This window comes from Georgenia sp. Z1491, from assembly GCF_049856175.1.
In the GTDB taxonomy this organism is placed as follows: Bacteria; Actinomycetota; Actinomycetes; order Actinomycetales; family Actinomycetaceae; genus JB111.
On the sequence record NZ_JBNDNA010000005.1, the window covers coordinates 113358 to 128230 of the forward strand.

Annotated in this window: 14 protein-coding genes; 8 read left to right on the forward strand and 6 right to left on the reverse strand. The window is 73.7% G+C overall.

Annotated features, from left to right (window positions below):
• Positions 1-193 precede the first annotated feature (193 nt).
• Both ACPYO4_RS06910 and ACPYO4_RS06915 read left to right on the forward strand, forming a co-directional pair.
• On the forward strand, positions 194-880 hold the full coding sequence (locus ACPYO4_RS06910; protein ID WP_425708480.1) for a hypothetical protein: 687 nt from the start codon (positions 194-196) through the stop codon (positions 878-880).
• A gap of 143 nt (positions 881-1023) precedes the next feature.
• A complete protein-coding gene (locus ACPYO4_RS06915) occupies positions 1024-1857 on the forward strand; it encodes a hypothetical protein (protein ID WP_425708481.1) in 834 nt (277 codons plus the stop codon).
• A gap of 37 nt (positions 1858-1894) precedes the next feature.
• Here ACPYO4_RS06915 and ACPYO4_RS06920 read toward each other — a convergent pair whose 3' ends face one another.
• On the reverse strand, positions 1895-2674 hold the full coding sequence (locus ACPYO4_RS06920) for an SDR family NAD(P)-dependent oxidoreductase (protein WP_425708482.1): 780 nt from the start codon (positions 2672-2674) through the stop codon (positions 1895-1897).
• A 51-nt stretch (positions 2675-2725) separates the two neighbouring features.
• Between ACPYO4_RS06920 and proC the strand changes: the two genes are divergently transcribed.
• The gene (proC, locus tag ACPYO4_RS06925; RefSeq protein WP_425708483.1) at positions 2726-3544 is read left to right on the forward strand and encodes a pyrroline-5-carboxylate reductase; all 819 of its coding nucleotides are present in this window, start codon (positions 2726-2728) and stop codon (positions 3542-3544) included.
• Positions 3545-3669: 125 nt separating this feature from the next.
• Here the strand turns inward: proC and ACPYO4_RS06930 are convergent, their stop codons facing one another.
• On the reverse strand, positions 3670-5637 hold the full coding sequence (locus ACPYO4_RS06930) for an ABC transporter ATP-binding protein (RefSeq protein ID WP_425708484.1): 1968 nt from the start codon (positions 5635-5637) through the stop codon (positions 3670-3672).
• A 123-nt stretch (positions 5638-5760) separates the two neighbouring features.
• Here ACPYO4_RS06930 and ACPYO4_RS06935 point away from each other — a divergent pair, with 123 nt between their 5' ends.
• The 5 genes from ACPYO4_RS06935 (at position 5761) to ACPYO4_RS06955 (ending at position 12848) form a co-directional block, all read left to right on the forward strand.
• Entirely contained in the window at positions 5761-6327 is a 567-nt protein-coding gene (locus tag ACPYO4_RS06935) for a MarR family winged helix-turn-helix transcriptional regulator (protein WP_425708485.1), read from the forward strand.
• Between the two features lie 12 nt (positions 6328-6339).
• Entirely contained in the window at positions 6340-7245 is a 906-nt protein-coding gene (locus ACPYO4_RS06940; protein WP_425708486.1) for a MauE/DoxX family redox-associated membrane protein, read from the forward strand.
• 162 nt (positions 7246-7407) lie between these two features.
• Positions 7408-10062 carry a valine--tRNA ligase gene (gene valS, locus ACPYO4_RS06945; protein WP_425708487.1) on the forward strand — a complete coding sequence of 885 codons (2655 nt, stop codon included), beginning with the start codon at positions 7408-7410 and terminating at the stop codon, positions 10060-10062.
• Positions 10063-10149: 87 nt separating this feature from the next.
• Positions 10150-11991 (forward strand): AMP-dependent synthetase/ligase, encoded by a 1842-nt coding sequence (locus tag ACPYO4_RS06950; protein ID WP_425708488.1) that lies wholly within the window; start codon positions 10150-10152, stop codon positions 11989-11991.
• A 137-nt stretch (positions 11992-12128) separates the two neighbouring features.
• The gene (locus ACPYO4_RS06955; protein WP_425708489.1) at positions 12129-12848 is read left to right on the forward strand and encodes a hypothetical protein; all 720 of its coding nucleotides are present in this window, start codon (positions 12129-12131) and stop codon (positions 12846-12848) included.
• Between the two features lie 20 nt (positions 12849-12868).
• Here ACPYO4_RS06955 and ACPYO4_RS06960 read toward each other — a convergent pair whose 3' ends face one another.
• From ACPYO4_RS06960 to ACPYO4_RS06975, 4 genes are all read right to left on the reverse strand, one after another.
• Positions 12869-13483: a hypothetical protein gene (locus tag ACPYO4_RS06960; protein ID WP_425708490.1), complete on the reverse strand. Its 615-nt coding sequence runs from the start codon at positions 13481-13483 to the stop codon at positions 12869-12871.
• A gap of 67 nt (positions 13484-13550) precedes the next feature.
• The gene (locus tag ACPYO4_RS06965) at positions 13551-13874 is read right to left on the reverse strand and encodes a chorismate mutase (protein WP_425708491.1); all 324 of its coding nucleotides are present in this window, start codon (positions 13872-13874) and stop codon (positions 13551-13553) included.
• A gap of 79 nt (positions 13875-13953) precedes the next feature.
• The gene (locus tag ACPYO4_RS06970) at positions 13954-14502 is read right to left on the reverse strand and encodes a Clp protease N-terminal domain-containing protein (RefSeq protein WP_425708492.1); all 549 of its coding nucleotides are present in this window, start codon (positions 14500-14502) and stop codon (positions 13954-13956) included.
• Between the two features lie 13 nt (positions 14503-14515).
• The gene (locus ACPYO4_RS06975) at positions 14516-14725 is read right to left on the reverse strand and encodes a helix-turn-helix domain-containing protein (RefSeq protein WP_425708493.1); all 210 of its coding nucleotides are present in this window, start codon (positions 14723-14725) and stop codon (positions 14516-14518) included.
• Positions 14726-14873: the final 148 nt, after the last annotated feature.

Sequence of the window (14873 nt, forward strand, 5' to 3'; positions counted from 1 at the left end):
TTGCACTCTATGTCACCTGTTGGCCCATGCAACTCGCCACGGCTGCACTTATGTTCATTGCGATAAGAAGGCGCTCACCTGCGCGTTCTCCATCGGGGGACCACCCCGGCGCCGCGGCCGCCACCGGCGCCGCTGAGAACGCTCTCACCGGCACCTTGACCACTGCCTCATGCCGGCGCGCGATCATGGAGACATGCGAACGAACCGACTCACCGCCACCCTGTCCGCCTCGACGCTCGCCCTCGCGCTCGTCCTCGCCGGGTGCTCCTCCTCGACCGACGACGGGTCGGGCGCCGAGGACCAGACGGGGTCGGCCGACACCGGCACCGGCGATGACGCCGGCACCGACGACTCCGGCGAGGCGGGCGGCCAGGACGACTCCGGCGAGACCGGGTCCGAGGGCGCGGATGGCCAGGACGACTCCGGCGAGTCGGGCTCCGCCAGCTCTGGCGAGGCCGGGTCCGACGGCGCCGAGCTGCCCGGCGTGGCCGAGCTCGCCGCCGCCGTCAACGCGGCCCTCGAGGTCGCCCCGGAGGGCGACGTCGTGATGGTCGAGCGGGACGACACCGGGTACGAGGTCGACGTCGTCGACGGCTCGACGCTCATCGACGTCACGCTGCGCGCCGACCACTCGATCGTCGAGCAGGAGTCCGACGACGTGGACGACGACACGGTCGCCGAGCTCGAGACCGCCGAGCTGACGATCATCGACGCGATCACGGCCGCCGCCGAGGAGGGCGCGATCAGCGACGACCCGATGGTCGAGGAGATCGAGCTCGACACCGAGGACGGCACGGTCTACTGGGAGTTCGACCACGACGAGGACGACGAGGTCGACGTCTACGTCGACGCCGTCACCGGTGAGGTCCGCGTCGGCTGACGCCCCACGGGCCGGCCGGCCTCACGGGGTGCGCCTCACGGGTGCGCGCCGGCCGACCCCACCACTGCGGGGAGCGCTGCCCCAGGTAGCGCTCCCCGCCGTCGGCCATGGCCGTGCGGCGCCCGGCTCCCTAGCCTCCGACCATGACCACGACCCGCCCCCGGCGCTCCCCCCTCGCCGCCGCCGCAGCCGCCCTGCTCCTCGCGCTCGTCGGCGGGTGCGCCGGCGGTGAGGTCGTCGGCACCGCACCGCCGACCGACGGCACGGACAGTCCCGAGCCGCCTATTCCCACGACCGACGACGTCCTCGACGTCGACCCGATCTCGCTGGTCACGGTCGACACCCTCCTCCTCGAGTCCACGGCGACGTCACCCGCCCTCACGCTCGACGAGGTCCGGTCCCTCGAGGACGCGACCCTGGACCACACGGGGCACGACGTCGCCCTCGGCCTCCACCCCGAGGACACCAGCGGGGGCGAGGCATGGCAGGTCTGGTCGGTCGGCGACGACGAGATGGCGCTGACCGAGCTCCTGAACGGCCGGGTCGACACCGGGCGGTCCGAGTCCTTCCCGTTGACGGAGGACGAGGCCGGCGGCACAGAGGCCCTGGAGATCGTCCTGGGCTGGCAGGTCCGGGTGTCCGACGCCGTCGAGAACGCGCTGCAGGTCCTGCCCGGCGAGGTCCTCGTCGCGATGCCGCCCGACGAGCCGGCGTCGATCCTGCTCGTCGGCATCCGCACCGACGACGGCGACTTCGCACGCGTCGGCATCGAGGCGGTGACCGGCGATGTTCTCAACGTCGTCACCCCCGATCCGACCACGGGCGACCACGACGACCAGCTGTGCGAGCAGGACGGGACCGGATGTGACGGCGACACGGAGACCCCGACCCCGCACGCGCCCGACGCAGCCCCGGACCACGCACCGGGCACCACTCGCGACACGGCACCCGGCGAGCCGCGCGGGCCGGTCGCGTGACCGAGACGTCCCGGGCCGGTGACCCGGCCCCTGAGACTCAGGGCTCCCGGTGCAGGAGGGTGTGGGTGGCCTGCGCGCGCGGTCGGATGACGATCGAGTCGAGGTTGACGTGATGCGGACGGGTGAGGGCGAACGTGATGACGTCGGCCACGTCGTCGGCGGTGAGCGGCTCGGCCACGCCCTCGTAGACCTTCGCGGCCGCCTCGACGTCGCCCCGGTAGCGGTTGACCGAGAACTCGGGCGTGGCGACCAGGCCCGGCTGGATGTCGAGCACGCGGATCGGCTCGCCCATGAGCTCGAGCCGGAGCGTGTCGACGATCATCCGGGCCGCGTGCTTCGCCCCCGTGTACCCGGCGCCGCCGGGGTAGGTCCCGGTCGCGGCGGTCGAGGTGACCACGAGGACGTCCCCGCCTCCGTCGGCGCGCAGGTGCGGGAGGAGGGCCCGGGTGACCCGCAGCGTGGTGAGCACGTTGAGGTCGTACATCCGCGCCCAGTCCGCCGGGTCGCCGTCCTCGACCCTGTCGGCCCCGACGGCTCCGCCGGCGTTGTTGACGAGCGAGGTCAGCGGCCCGCCGGCGATCACGTGGTCGGCGAGCGCGTCGACGTCGGCCTGCACGGTGAGGTCGGCGACGAACGTGTCGCAGCTGATCTCGTCGGCGAGGGTGGCGAGCCGGTCGGCCCGGCGGGCGGTGGCGACGACGCGGTACCCGGCCCGCGCGAGGTGCTGGGCGGTCGCGCGGCCGATGCCGGACGATGCTCCGGTGACGAGGGCGCGCGGGGCGCCCGGGGCGGACGGCGCTGGGTGGTCGGTACTCATGGGTCCATCATGTAGTCACTGACCACGCAGGACCGGCGGGAGGACACACACGTGCGCATCGGATTCATCGGGGCCGGGGCGATGGCCTCGGCCATCGCCCACGGGGTGGCCGCCTCGGCAGGCGGGCACGAGATCGTCGTCACCGACGTCGTCGCGGCCTCGGCGGAGCGGGTCGCCGCCGCGGTGGGCGGCACGGCGGTGCCCGACGCCGACGCCCTGGTCCGCGAGGTCGGTCCGGACGGGCTCGTGGTCGTCGCGGTCAAGCCGCACGTCGTGCTGGGCGTGCTCGAGGGGGTCCGCGAGTCGCTGGCCGAGACCGGCGCACCCGTGGTGTCGATCGCCGCCGGGCTGCAGCTGGCCACGCTGACGTCCGCGGTGCCGGACGGTCACCCGGTGGTACGTGCGATGCCGAACGTGGCCGCCCAGGTCGGCGTCGGCGCCGCGGCCGTGTGCGGGAACGACGCGGCGACCGAGCAGCAGGTCTCCGCCGTCGTCGAGGTCTTCGAGGCCGTCGGCACCGCGGAGGTGCTCGAGGAGCGGCACTTCAGCGCGTTCACCGCCATCGCGGGCTCCTCACCCGCATTCGTGTTCCAGCTCGTCGACTCCCTGGCGCGCGCCGCCGTGGCGGCAGGGCTCCCGAAGGCGCAGGCCGTGCGGATCGCCGCGCAGGCCGCCGCGGGTGCGGGCACGCTCGCGCGCGAGCTCGCCGCCGAGGGCACGAGCCCCCAGGACCTCGTCGACCGGGTGTGCTCGCCTGGTGGCACGACGGTCGCCGGCATGGTCGCGCTCGACGCCGCGGGCTTCCCCGCCGCCGTCGTGGCCGGGGCGAACGCGGTGATGGCGCGCGACGCCGAGCTGGCCGGGGACTGACCCGGCCAGCTCGCCGGCCCACCACGCCGAACTGGACCATGCCCGGTCGAGACTGACCACGCAGAGGTCCAGCTCGACCGCTACCGGTCCAGCTCGCCGGCGGTCGGTCCGACGAGCACCCGGACTCAGGCGTCGACCAGCTCCTGCGAGCCGGCGAGCCCGGCGAAGACTCCCCCGCGGGAGACGAGCTCGGCGTAGGTCCCCCGCTCGACGACCCGGCCGTGGTCGAGGACCGCGATCTGGTCCGCTCCTGCGATGGTCGACAGGCGGTGGGCGATGGTGATCGTGGTGCGCCCCTCGGCGAGCGCGTCGAGCGCCTCCTGGACGGCCCGTTCCGTGCTCGTGTCGAGCGCGGAGGTCGCCTCGTCGAGGACGAGGACGCGGGGGTCCCGCAGGATGGTGCGGGCGATGGCGATGCGCTGCTTCTCACCGCCGGAGAACCGGTGGCCGCGGGCGCCGACCACAGTGTCGTAGCCGTCGGGGAGGTCCTCGATGAGCTCGTGGACCTGGGCGGCGCGGGCCGCGGCGACGATCTCCTCGTCGGGCGCGTCGGGCCGGGCGTAGCGCAGGTTCTCGCGGATCGTCGTGTGCAGCAGGTAGGTCTCCTGGGAGACGACGCCGACCACCGAGGCGAGGTCGGCGAGCGCCATGTCGCGCAGGTCGACGCCGTCGATCGTCACCCGGCCGGCGGACGGGTCCGCGAGGCGGGCGACGAGCGAGCCGAGCGTGGACTTCCCCGAGCCGGTGTGCCCGACCAGGGCGAGCGACCGCCCCGCCGGCACGTCGAGGTCGATGCCGTCCAGCGCGGGCACGGAGGAGCCCGGGTAGCTGTAGCCCACGCCCTCGAGCCGCACATGGCCGCTGACGGCCCCGGGGTCGATCTCGGCCGGGTCGGCCGGGTCGTCGATCTCGACCACGAGGTCCAGGTACTCGAAGACGCGGCTGAACAGGGCCATGGAGGTGACGACCTGCACGCCCACGTTGAGCACGCCCATGAGCGGGCGGAACAACTGGGACTGCAACGCGGTGAACGCCACGAGCGTCCCGATCGTCATGCCGCCGGACGTAGCCGGGAGGCCCGCGACCAGGTAGATGAGCGCCGGGATCGCGGCGAACACGATGCTCAGGCTGGCCATCCGCCAACGTCCGGCGAGCTGGGAGCGCACCTCGAGGTCCGCGAGGTCGCGGGACGTGCCCGCGAAGGCCGCCGACGCGGTCGGTCCGGTGCCGAGGATCTTGCCCAGGGTGACGCCGCTGACGGACAGCGACTCCTCGACCTGGCTCTGCAGGTCGGCCATCGCGCGCTGGCGCCGCGTGGTGATCTCCCGGCGCAGGAGCGCGACACGTCGGGTCAACCAGATCGCGGGCGGCAGCACGGCGAGCGAGAGCAGCGACAGCTGCCAGGACAGGGCGACCATCGCCACCGCGGTGCCGACCGCCGTCGTCACGTTGGTGGCCATCGAGGTGGCGGTCGTGGTGACGACGGACTGCATGCCCTGGATGTCCTGCGTGAGGCGGGCCTGGACCTCGCCGCCTCGGGTGCGGGTGAAGAAGTCGACGGACTGACGCTGGAGGTGGGTGAAGACGTCGGTGCGCAGCCCGTGCATGACGCGCTGGCCGACGGTCGTGGACATCCAGGTCTGCACCACCCCGAGAACGGCGGTGACGATGGTGACGGCGAGGAGCCCGCCCACGAGCCACAGCAGGAGCGGGACGTCCTGGTGCGGGATCGCGTCGTCGATGAGGTGCTTGGTGATGAACGGGGTCGCGAGGCCGACGAGCGAGGTCGCGACGATGAGGATCATGACCACGGCGATCGTGCCGCGGTGGGGAGCGAAGAGCGCGCCGATGCGGCGCAGGCTGACAGGGTGCTCGGCGAGCTGGGCCCTGTCGGCCGGGTCGACGGTGGCGACCCTGCCGCCCGGGCCGCCAGGTCCACCGGGTCCGCCAGGTCCACCCAGGCCACCGGGGCCGCCAGGTCCGCCCGGGCCACCGGGCACGCCGGTTCCGTCGGACGCGCCGCCGCCCTGATGCGTGTGGCGCGAGGGGCCACCACCTCGGCGGCCGGAGGAGAAGTTGTGGGGTGCTGCCATGGCGCACCACCTCCTGTTCGTCGGAGTCGTCGGGCTCGACGGCGCGACCGGGCGACCGGCCGGAGCCATATAGTGAGGTTACCTCACGATGAGGGTAACCGCGACGGGCAGTACGCTATTCCGGTGAGCCGCCAGTCCGCCTCCCCCGCGCACCCGCACGACGAACGGGCGCGGGCCGACGTGGCAGGCGACGGCCGGGCGAAGGCCGAGCACCGGCACCGTCCGGACCACGCACACGGCACGGACCGGCCGCACGGTCCCGACCACGCGCACGAGCCCGACACGTACGAGCTCATCGTCCGGGCGGCCCGCCAGGTCAGGCGCCGGTGGATGGAGGCGCTCGAGTCGGACGGCCCCTCGCCGCACGAGTTCCGCGCGCTACGCGCCGCCGTCGCGGCCGACGGCGGCGCCCGACTGGCCGACATCGCCGAACGGCTGCGCATCGCCCCCCGCTCGGCGACCGAGGTCGTCGACTCCCTCGAGGCCAAGGGCCTCGTCCGCCGGACGCCGAGCCCCACCGACCGGCGCGCGATCCTCGTCGAACCCACCGGTTCCGGGCGCGCGCTCGCCGAGGAGGTCGCCGCGGCCCGGGCGGCTCACGGGGCCGCCCTGCTCGCCCCGCTCGACGAGGACGAGGCCGCCCAGCTGCACGCGCTCCTCGCCCGGGTCGTCGACGCCGCCGGCTGCTGACCCGGGTCGTCCATGACCGACGTCGTCCTCGGCGCAGCCGTCCTCTCCCTCACCGTGGTCCTCCTGGTGGCGGGCGCCGGGAAGCTCGCGCGGCCGCCGGACCCGGTCCACATGGACGTCCTCGGGCTGCCCCGCGGCCTGCAGCGGTACGGGTTCGTGCGCACCCACGCCGTCGCGGAGATCGTCCTCGCCCTCGCGCTGCTCGGCGCGCCGGGCCCGTGGCTCGCCGGCGTCGGCACGGTCGTCCTCCTGCTCACCGTCGCCTACCTCGTCGTCGCCCTGCGGGCGTGGCGGTCGCCCGAGCCCCTCGCCTGCCACTGCTTCGGGCAGGACGACGACCGACCCGTCGGCCCGCTGCACGTCGCCCTCAACGCCCTGCTCGTCCTCGCCGCGGGGGGCGCCGTCGCGGCCGGGGCGACCGGTTGGTGGGCCGTCGACGACCTGCACCCGGCGATCCTCGGCGCGGCCGGGGCGATCGCGCTCGTCGTCCATCTCTGGGGCAGCGGCGAGGAGGGCTCCGGCCGGGTGCAGCCCTACCTGCGCCGGCCGATCCCGGCGGGACAGGTCGTCGTCGACGGGGTGCGACGCGACCTCACCGAGCTGGCCGCGCAGCGCGCCCAGCTGCTCGTGCGGATCCCCCGCCTCGGGAAGGACGCCGAGCACCTGCGCACGGCGCTGCCCGACTGGCGGCGCCGGCTGCCGCACGTCGACGTCCGGGTCACCCAGGGCGACGCCGGTGGCGCCTACCGGCGCCTCGGGCTGACCGGCGCGCCCTCGGCGGTCGTGCTCGGGTCGGACGGGCTGCTGGCCGGCGGGCCCGTCGTCGGCGCCGACCTCGTCCGCGATCTCGTCGACGAGCTCGCCCGCACCGCCCCGGCGAGGGGCCACACGGGCCCGGCGGAGCGGCCACGGACCTGACCCGCGCCTCCCGCCACCGACAGTCGAGCGGGAATCGACGCGAGGTCACGCGGGTGAGCCGCAGGCCGACGCCGCAGACCTCCTCCACGGGCCCGCGAGAGTCGCGCCCGCCACCGTTCGGCCCACCCGGGCAGCGCCCTCACCGTGGAACAATCGGACACCATGAGCACCCCGTCCTCCACCTCGCGACCCACCCGTCTTCCCGCCCCCACGGCGCCGGACAAGGTAGGGACCGACGGGCTGGAGGATCGGCACGACGCCCGCTGGAGCGAGCTCGGCACGTACGCGTTCGACCGCACGGCCGACCGGGCCGACGTCTTCTCGATCGACACCCCGCCGCCCACGGCGTCGGGCTCCCTGCACGTGGGCCACGTCTTCAGCTACACCCAGACCGACGTGCTCGCCCGCTTCCAGCGGATGCGTGGTCGCTCGGTGTTCTACCCGATGGGGTGGGACGACAACGGGCTGCCCACCGAGCGTCGCGTGCAGAACTACTACGGCGTGCGCTGCGACCCCTCCCTGCCCTACGAGCCCGGCTTCACTCCGCCCCAGGAGGGCGGGGACGGGAAGTCGGTCCGGGCCGCCGACCAGGTGCCGGTGAGCCGGAAGAACTTCGTCGAGCTGTGCCTGCGCCTGGCCGCCTCGGACGAGGAGGCCTTCGAGCAGGTGTTCCGCCGCCTCGGCCTGTCCGTCGACTGGCGGCAGACCTACCAGACGATCGGGGCTGACGCCCAGCGCGCCTCCCAGACCGCGTTCCTGCGCAACCTCGCCCGCGGCGAGGCCTACCAGTCCGAGGCGCCAGGGCTGTGGGACGTCACCTTCCAGACCGCCGTCGCCCAGGCCGAGCTCGAGGCCCGCGACTACCCCGGGCACTACCACCGGCTCGCGTTCCACACCGACGAGGCGGCCGACGTCGTCATCGAGACCACCCGCCCCGAGCTGCTGCCCGCGTGCGTGGCCCTCGTCGCCCACCCCGACGACGAGCGGTACCGCTTCCTGTTCGGCCGCACCGTGCGCACGCCGCTGTTCGACGTCGAGGTCCCCGTGCTCGCCCACCCCGCCGCCGAAGCGGACAAGGGCACCGGCATCGCGATGGTCTGCACGTTCGGTGACCTCACCGACGTCATCTGGTGGCGCGAGCTCGACCTGGCCACCCGCGCCGTCGTCGGGCGCGACGGCCGCCTGCTGCGCGCCACACCCGAGTGGCTCACCGGCTCCGGCGCCGAGCTCTACGCCGAGCAGCTCGCCGGGAAGACCGCGTTCTCCGCCCGCGAGGCGGTCGCCGCGGCCGCGCGGGAGTCCGGCGAGATGCTCGACGACCCCACGCCCACGCAGCGCAAGGCGAACTTCTACGAGCGGGGCGACAAGCCGCTGGAGATCGTCACCTCGCGCCAGTGGTACATCCGCAACGGCGGGCGCGCACACGAGGACACCAACGGCGTCGACCTGCGCACGAACCTCCTTCAGCGCGGCCGCGACCTGCGCTTCCACCCGGGCTTCATGCAGTCGCGCTACGAGAACTGGGTCGACGGCCTCAACTCGGACTGGCTGGTCAGCCGCCAGCGCTTCTTCGGCGTGCCGATCCCGCTGTGGTACCCGCTCGACGAGCACGGCGAGGTCCGGCACGAGTCCCCAATCGTTCCGGACGAGTCCGCGCTGCCGGTCGACCCCACCTCCGACCCGGCGCCGGGCTACGAGGAGTCCCAGCGGGGGCAGGCCGGCGGGTTCGTCGGGGAGGCCGACATCCTCGACACGTGGGCCACGTCCTCGCTCACCCCGCAGATCGCGGCCGGCTGGCTGCGCGACGAGGACCTGTTCGACCGCGTGTACCCGATGGACCTGCGCCCGCAGGGGCACGACATCATCCGCACGTGGCTGTTCTCCTCGGTGGTGCGCGCGCACCTGGAGTTCGGCGCGCTGCCGTGGTCCGACGCCGCGATCTCGGGGTGGATCCTCGACCCGGACCGCAAGAAGATGAGCAAGTCCAAGGGCAACGTCGTCACGCCGATGGCGCTGCTCGAGGAGCACGGCTCCGACGCGGTCAGGTACTGGGCGACGTCCGCGAAGCTCGGCGTCGACACCGCCTTCGAGGTCTCACAGATGAAGATCGGCCGGCGCCTGGCGATCAAGATCCTCAACGCCTCGAAGTTCGCCCTGACGATGGGCGGCGACGCCGACCTCGAGCTCGACCCGGCCCTGGTGACGCACGAGATCGACCGGGCGATGCTCGCCGGGCTGACCGACGTCGTCGCCCAGGCCACCCGCGCGCTCGACGCCTTCGAGCACGCCAAGGCGCTGGAGGTCACGGAGTCCTCGTTCTGGACGTTCTGCGACGACTACCTCGAGCTCGTCAAGGAGCGGGCCTACGACCGGGACGGCACCGCCGAGCCCGGTGCCAAGGAGTCCGCCCGCGCGGCGCTCGCGCTCGCCGTCGACACCTACGTCCGGCTGCTCGCGCCGTTCCTCCCCTTCGCCACGGACGAGGTGTGGACCTGGTACCGCGAGGGTTCGGTCCACTCCGCCGACTGGCCGACCGGCGACCAGCTGCGCGCCGCGGCCGGGGACGCGGACGCCGGGCTCGTCGGCGCGGCCGGGCGCGCCCTGGCGGCGCTGCGCAAGGTGAAGTCGGAGGCCAAGGTCTCCCAGAAGGTCCCGTTCGCCTCGGTCACGCTCGCGGTCCCGACGGCGGACGCCGCCTTCGTCCGGTCGGTCGCCGGCGACCTGCGCGACGCGGCCAAGATCCGCGGCGAGCTGACCATCACCGACGGCGTGGAGACCACCGCGGTCACCGACCACCTGCTCGAGCCGGCCGCCTGAGCACGTACCCTCGTTCCGGGTGCCCAGGACCCCACCGGCGGGGTGCCGGCCTCTCCTGACCCCCCACGCGCGACCACGGAGGATGCGATGACCCAGCCCACGTCCAGCACCGAGGCGCGCGGCGAGATCGACGGCTCGACGACGATCCCGCACCTGCTGCGGGCCCGCCTGGAGAATGGCGGCACGGCCCCGATGTTCGAGGTGGCCACGCCGTCCGGCGGCTGGGACACCGTGTCGGTCGCCCAGTTCCACACGCAGGTCGTGGAGGTCGCCAAGGGCCTGATCGCGTCGGGCGTCGAGGTGGGCGACCGGGTCGCCATCATGTCCGCGACCCGCTACGAGTGGACGCTGCTCGACCTCGCGGCCTGGAGCGCGGGCGCCGTGCCGGTGCCGATCTACGAGACCTCCTCGGCCGAGCAGTGCGAGTGGATCCTCACCAACGCGGGCGTGGTGCTGGCGTTCGTCGACGACGCCGACCGCGCCGCGGTCCTTTCGGAGGCCGCCCCGAACGCGCCCGCCCTGCGCGAGACCCTGACGATCGACGACGGGGCGATCGACGAGCTCGTCCGCCGGGGCGCGGGCGTCGAGGACGGCGAGGTGGAGGCCCGCATCTCCGCGCGCACCGGGTCGGACGTCGCCACCATCATCTACACCTCCGGCACCACCGGCCGGCCCAAGGGGGTCGAGCTCACGCACGGCAACTTCGTGGCGCTCGTGGTCAACGGCGTCGCGGACCCCAACCTGCGCGACGTGGTGGCGAGCGACGGCGCCCGCACCCTGCTGTTCATCCCGCTCGCGCACGTGTTCGGCCGGTTCGTCTCCGTGCTGTGCGTGCACTCGGGTGCGGTCCTCGCCCACAGCCCCGACCTCAAGCAGCTCGTCCCGAACCTGCAGAGCTTCCGGCCCTCCTTCCTTCTCGCCGTCCCGCGCGTGTTCGAGAAGGTCTACAACTCCGCGGACGCCAAGGCCTCCGCCTCGACGGTCCGGCGCCGGATCTTCCGCTGGGCCGCGAAGGTCGCCGAGCGCACCTCGCGCGCCGAGGAGTCCGGCCACGGCGTGGGCCGGGTGCTCGCCGCCCAGCGCAAGGTCGCCGACCGCCTCGTGTTCTCCACGCTCCGCGAGGTCATGGGCGGGAACCTGCGCTACGCCGTGTCCGGCGGCGGCCCGCTCGGCACGCGGCTCGGGCACTTCTACCGCGGCATGGGGCTCGTCATCCTCGAGGGCTACGGCCTGACCGAGACCGGCGCGCCCACGTCCGTCAACCTGCCCGGCCGCATCAAGATCGGCACCGTCGGCCCCGCCTACCCCGGCACCTTGGTGCGGATCTCGGAGACGAACGAGATCGAGATCAAGGGCCCGCACGTGTTCCGCGGGTACCACGACGACGAGGCGGCCACCCGCGAGTCGTTCACCGACGACGGCTGGTTCCGCACCGGCGATCTCGGGACGCTCGACGACGACGGCTACCTCTCGATCACCGGCCGCGCGAAGGAGATCATCGTGACGGCCGGCGGGAAGAACGTGGCGCCCGCCGTGCTCGAGGACCGGCTGCGCGGCCACCCGATCGTCTCCCAGGTGGTCGTCGTCGGCGAGGGTCGGCCGTTCATCGGCGCCCTGGTCACCCTCGACGCCGAGATGCTGCCGCAGTGGCTGACCAACCACGACCTGCCCGAGATGAGCGTGGCCGAGGCCGCCCGGAACGAGAAGGTGCGCGAGGCGTTGGACCGCGCCGTCGAACGGGCCAACCGGGCGGTCAGCCGCGCCGAGTCGATCCGCAAGTTCACGATCCTCGACACCGACTTCACGCTGGAGAACGACCTGCTCACGCCGTCGTCGAAGGTCAAGCGCGCCCCCGTGCACGAGCGGTTCGCCGACGTCATCGACGAGCTCTACGCCGGGCCGAAGCCGGAGCGGTCGACCAAGGCCTAATCGGGAGGTAGCCGGGGCGGACGCCGCCGGTGGGCGGTCCGGTGCCCGACGTCGCCGGGTCTGGTCGTCCGTCCCGCAGGAGGGCAGGGGTACCCCGCCCTCCTCCGCCCGCGGGGCGCGGGTCCTAGCGTCCTGCCATGCGTACCGCCGACCGTCCCCCCGCCCCGATGACGCTCCGCCCGCTGGCTGCAGCCGCGCTGGTGGTGCTCGGGCTATCGCTGGCCGCCTGCGCCGGCGGGCCCGGCGGGCCGGCCGGCGGATCGGCGGGGGCCGGAGGTGCGGGCGGAGCGGCAGGCACCCTGCCGACGTCGGACGACGACCTCGGCCTCCCGGACGACGCGTTCGACCGGCTGGAGCGACACGCGGTCGAGGCGATCAGCGAGCTCGGGAGGCTCACACCGGCGGACGTCGCCCGACTGGCCGAGGACGCGGCCGGCGACGGAGAGCTCACACTGGCGGTGCAGCCCGAGTTCATCCGGGTCCACTACAGCGACGACACCACGGCGCCGGACGAGTTCCACGAGGCCGAGGCGACCGAGTGGGCCGTGCACACGACGGACGGCTCTACCGTCTCGACGGTCGCGTTCCCCGCCGTGGGCGAGCCGGAACGTCATCCGCTGACCCACCCGCACGTCCCGGAGGTCCCGACCGCGGTCCTGGCCGAGTGGGTCGTCACGGCCGAGGACGCCGCACGCACGGCGAGCGAGGTGCAGGACGGCGAGATCGAACGGATCGGGGTGCCGGACGGTATCGACCGACCGCTGACGACCGTGGTCCTGCGGGACGGCCACGATCGCGTGCGCGTGACCGTCGATGGGGTCACCGGCGAGGCGCTCAACGCCGTCACGATCGGCTGACCGCAGCCGGCCGCCGCGGCCTACTGCGGGGGCTGCTGGCCGGGCTGCGCCTGGCCGTAGCCCTGCGGGGGCTGCTGGCCGGGCTGCGCCTGGCCGTAGCCCTGCGGCGGCTGTCCGTAGCCCTGCGGGGCCGGCTGGCCGTGCGGGGCACCAGCACCCTGAGGCGGCATTCCCTGCTGCGGGTAGCCCTGCGCGGACTGGCCGTACGGCGCGCCCTGGTGCGCGGGCATGACCTGCTGCGGGGGCCCCTGGTGCGGCTGACCCTGTTGGGGCTGGCCTCCGAACTGCGCTCGGATCGCTGCGGCGTCGGCCTTGTCGACGCCGAACCCGAGCGTGGTGACCTTCTTGCCGGTCGGCACGTGCCAGAGAGCCTTCTCGTCCGCTCGCAGGTCGGACTGCGCCCGGATGGGGAAGCGCTTGAGGGTCATCCCGAAGAGGTTCTTGCGCTGCGCCTCCCCCTGCTCGACGCGCGCCATCGGGTTGACGAGTGCGAGGAGGCCGAAGAGCAGGAGAAGGAAGCCCGGCAACGAGATCGCCCAACTCCGGCTGAGGAACGTGGTGCCGAGCAGGAGCACCCCGACCACGATCATGGCGATGATGAAGGGCTTGCTGAAGCGGATATCGAGAGCACCCATGGCTGCCAATGTATCTGGGACGAGCTGCACCTGGCGCCGAAGCCGCGCCCGTGCCGAGGCCAGACCGTCAGGACCGGCCGTGCTCCTCGGCGATCGTCTCGTGGTGCTGGATGACCTCGGCGACGATGAAGTCGAGGAACTTCTCCGCGAACACGGGGTCGAGCCCGGCCTCCTCCGCCTTCTCACGCAGCCGCGCCACCTGCCGCTCCTCGCGCCCGGGGTCGGACGGCGGCAGCCCCTGCTCGGCCTTGAGCCGCCCCACGGCCTGGGTGCAGCGGAACCGCTCGGCGAGGAGATGGATGAGGGCGGCGTCGATGTTGTCGATCGTCCCGCGGGCGGACCGCAGCCCCTCGGGCAGATCGTCCGGCTCGGTGCGCGCGGCGTCGGTCATGCGCACCACCGTAGACCGACCGCCCTGGGGATCGGGTGCAACGACCGGGAAGCGGATGCCCCGCAGGCCGTCCGGACCGTCAGGCGACCCGCGAGCCGGCCTCGAGCGCCCGGCGCACGGACGGCCGGTCGGTCGCCTGCGCGAGCGTCTCGGCGACCGGGCCGCCGGACCTGAGCACCGCCAGGAGGATGTGCCGCTCGTCGATGGCCTTGTCCCCCAGGCGTACCGCCTCGCGCAGCGCGAGCTGGAGGACCTTCCGCGCGGCGGCGGTGAACGGCAGATGATTCCCACGGCGCCCGCGGTTGCGGGCGATGAGGTCGGCGCGCGCGAACGCGCCCTCGCCGAACGTCGCGTCGGTGGCACTCCGGACGGCGTCGACGTCGATCCCGAGCCCGGCAAGCGCCTCGCCGTCCAGGCCCGGACCGCTCAGCCGGGCCGCGAGGCCGGCCCTGGCCCCGTCGACGTCCACGCCCCCGGCACCCAGGGCACGGGCCGCCTCCCCGTCCGTGGTGAGGGCGGCGCGTGCGACGTGCACGACCTCGATCTGCGGAGCCCCGGCCCGGCGGGCCAGCTCCTGCGCGTGCACGACGGCAGCCCGTGCCTCGCTCGTGAACCGGTTGACCTTCATGCGGAGCTCCTCCTCAGCGTCCCCGGCCGTGCTTCTTGTGCGCCGCCTGCCTGCTCACGCCCAGCTGGTCGGCGATCTCCTGCCACGACCAGCCCTCGTCCCGGGCGCGCTCGACCTGGAGGATCTCCAGCCGGTCGGCGAGCTCTCTGAGCGCGCGCACGCCGCGGAGCCCGCGCCGGGGGTCCGGGTCCTGCGCGGCGACTGCGGTGTCCTTGACGGCCATGCGTCAACTTTGGTTGACAGCGGACAGTCTGTCAACCCAGATTGACACGTGGGGTGTGGCGGGACGGCCAGTGTGAGGTGCGGGCAGCCCCGCGGCGCCGGTCGGGCGGACAAGCAACGTTCGGGACGGTGCGTAGCGGGGAGGTCAG

Coding starts and splice junctions, on each gene's coding strand:
- ACPYO4_RS06910 (WP_425708480.1), top strand. CDS start 194: ATGCGAACGAACCGACTCACCGCCACCCTGTCCGCCTCGACGCTCGCC.
- ACPYO4_RS06915 (WP_425708481.1), top strand. CDS start 1,024: ATGACCACGACCCGCCCCCGGCGCTCCCCCCTCGCCGCCGCCGCAGCC.
- ACPYO4_RS06920 (WP_425708482.1), bottom strand. CDS start 2,674: ATGAGTACCGACCACCCAGCGCCGTCCGCCCCGGGCGCCCCGCGCGCC.
- ACPYO4_RS06930 (WP_425708484.1), bottom strand. CDS start 5,637: ATGGCAGCACCCCACAACTTCTCCTCCGGCCGCCGAGGTGGTGGCCCC.
- ACPYO4_RS06940 (WP_425708486.1), top strand. CDS start 6,340: ATGACCGACGTCGTCCTCGGCGCAGCCGTCCTCTCCCTCACCGTGGTC.
- valS (WP_425708487.1), top strand. CDS start 7,408: ATGAGCACCCCGTCCTCCACCTCGCGACCCACCCGTCTTCCCGCCCCC.
- ACPYO4_RS06950 (WP_425708488.1), top strand. CDS start 10,150: ATGACCCAGCCCACGTCCAGCACCGAGGCGCGCGGCGAGATCGACGGC.
- ACPYO4_RS06955 (WP_425708489.1), top strand. CDS start 12,129: ATGCGTACCGCCGACCGTCCCCCCGCCCCGATGACGCTCCGCCCGCTG.
- ACPYO4_RS06960 (WP_425708490.1), bottom strand. CDS start 13,483: ATGGGTGCTCTCGATATCCGCTTCAGCAAGCCCTTCATCATCGCCATG.
- ACPYO4_RS06965 (WP_425708491.1), bottom strand. CDS start 13,874: ATGACCGACGCCGCGCGCACCGAGCCGGACGATCTGCCCGAGGGGCTG.
- ACPYO4_RS06970 (WP_425708492.1), bottom strand. CDS start 14,502: ATGAAGGTCAACCGGTTCACGAGCGAGGCACGGGCTGCCGTCGTGCAC.
- ACPYO4_RS06975 (WP_425708493.1), bottom strand. CDS start 14,725: ATGGCCGTCAAGGACACCGCAGTCGCCGCGCAGGACCCGGACCCCCGG.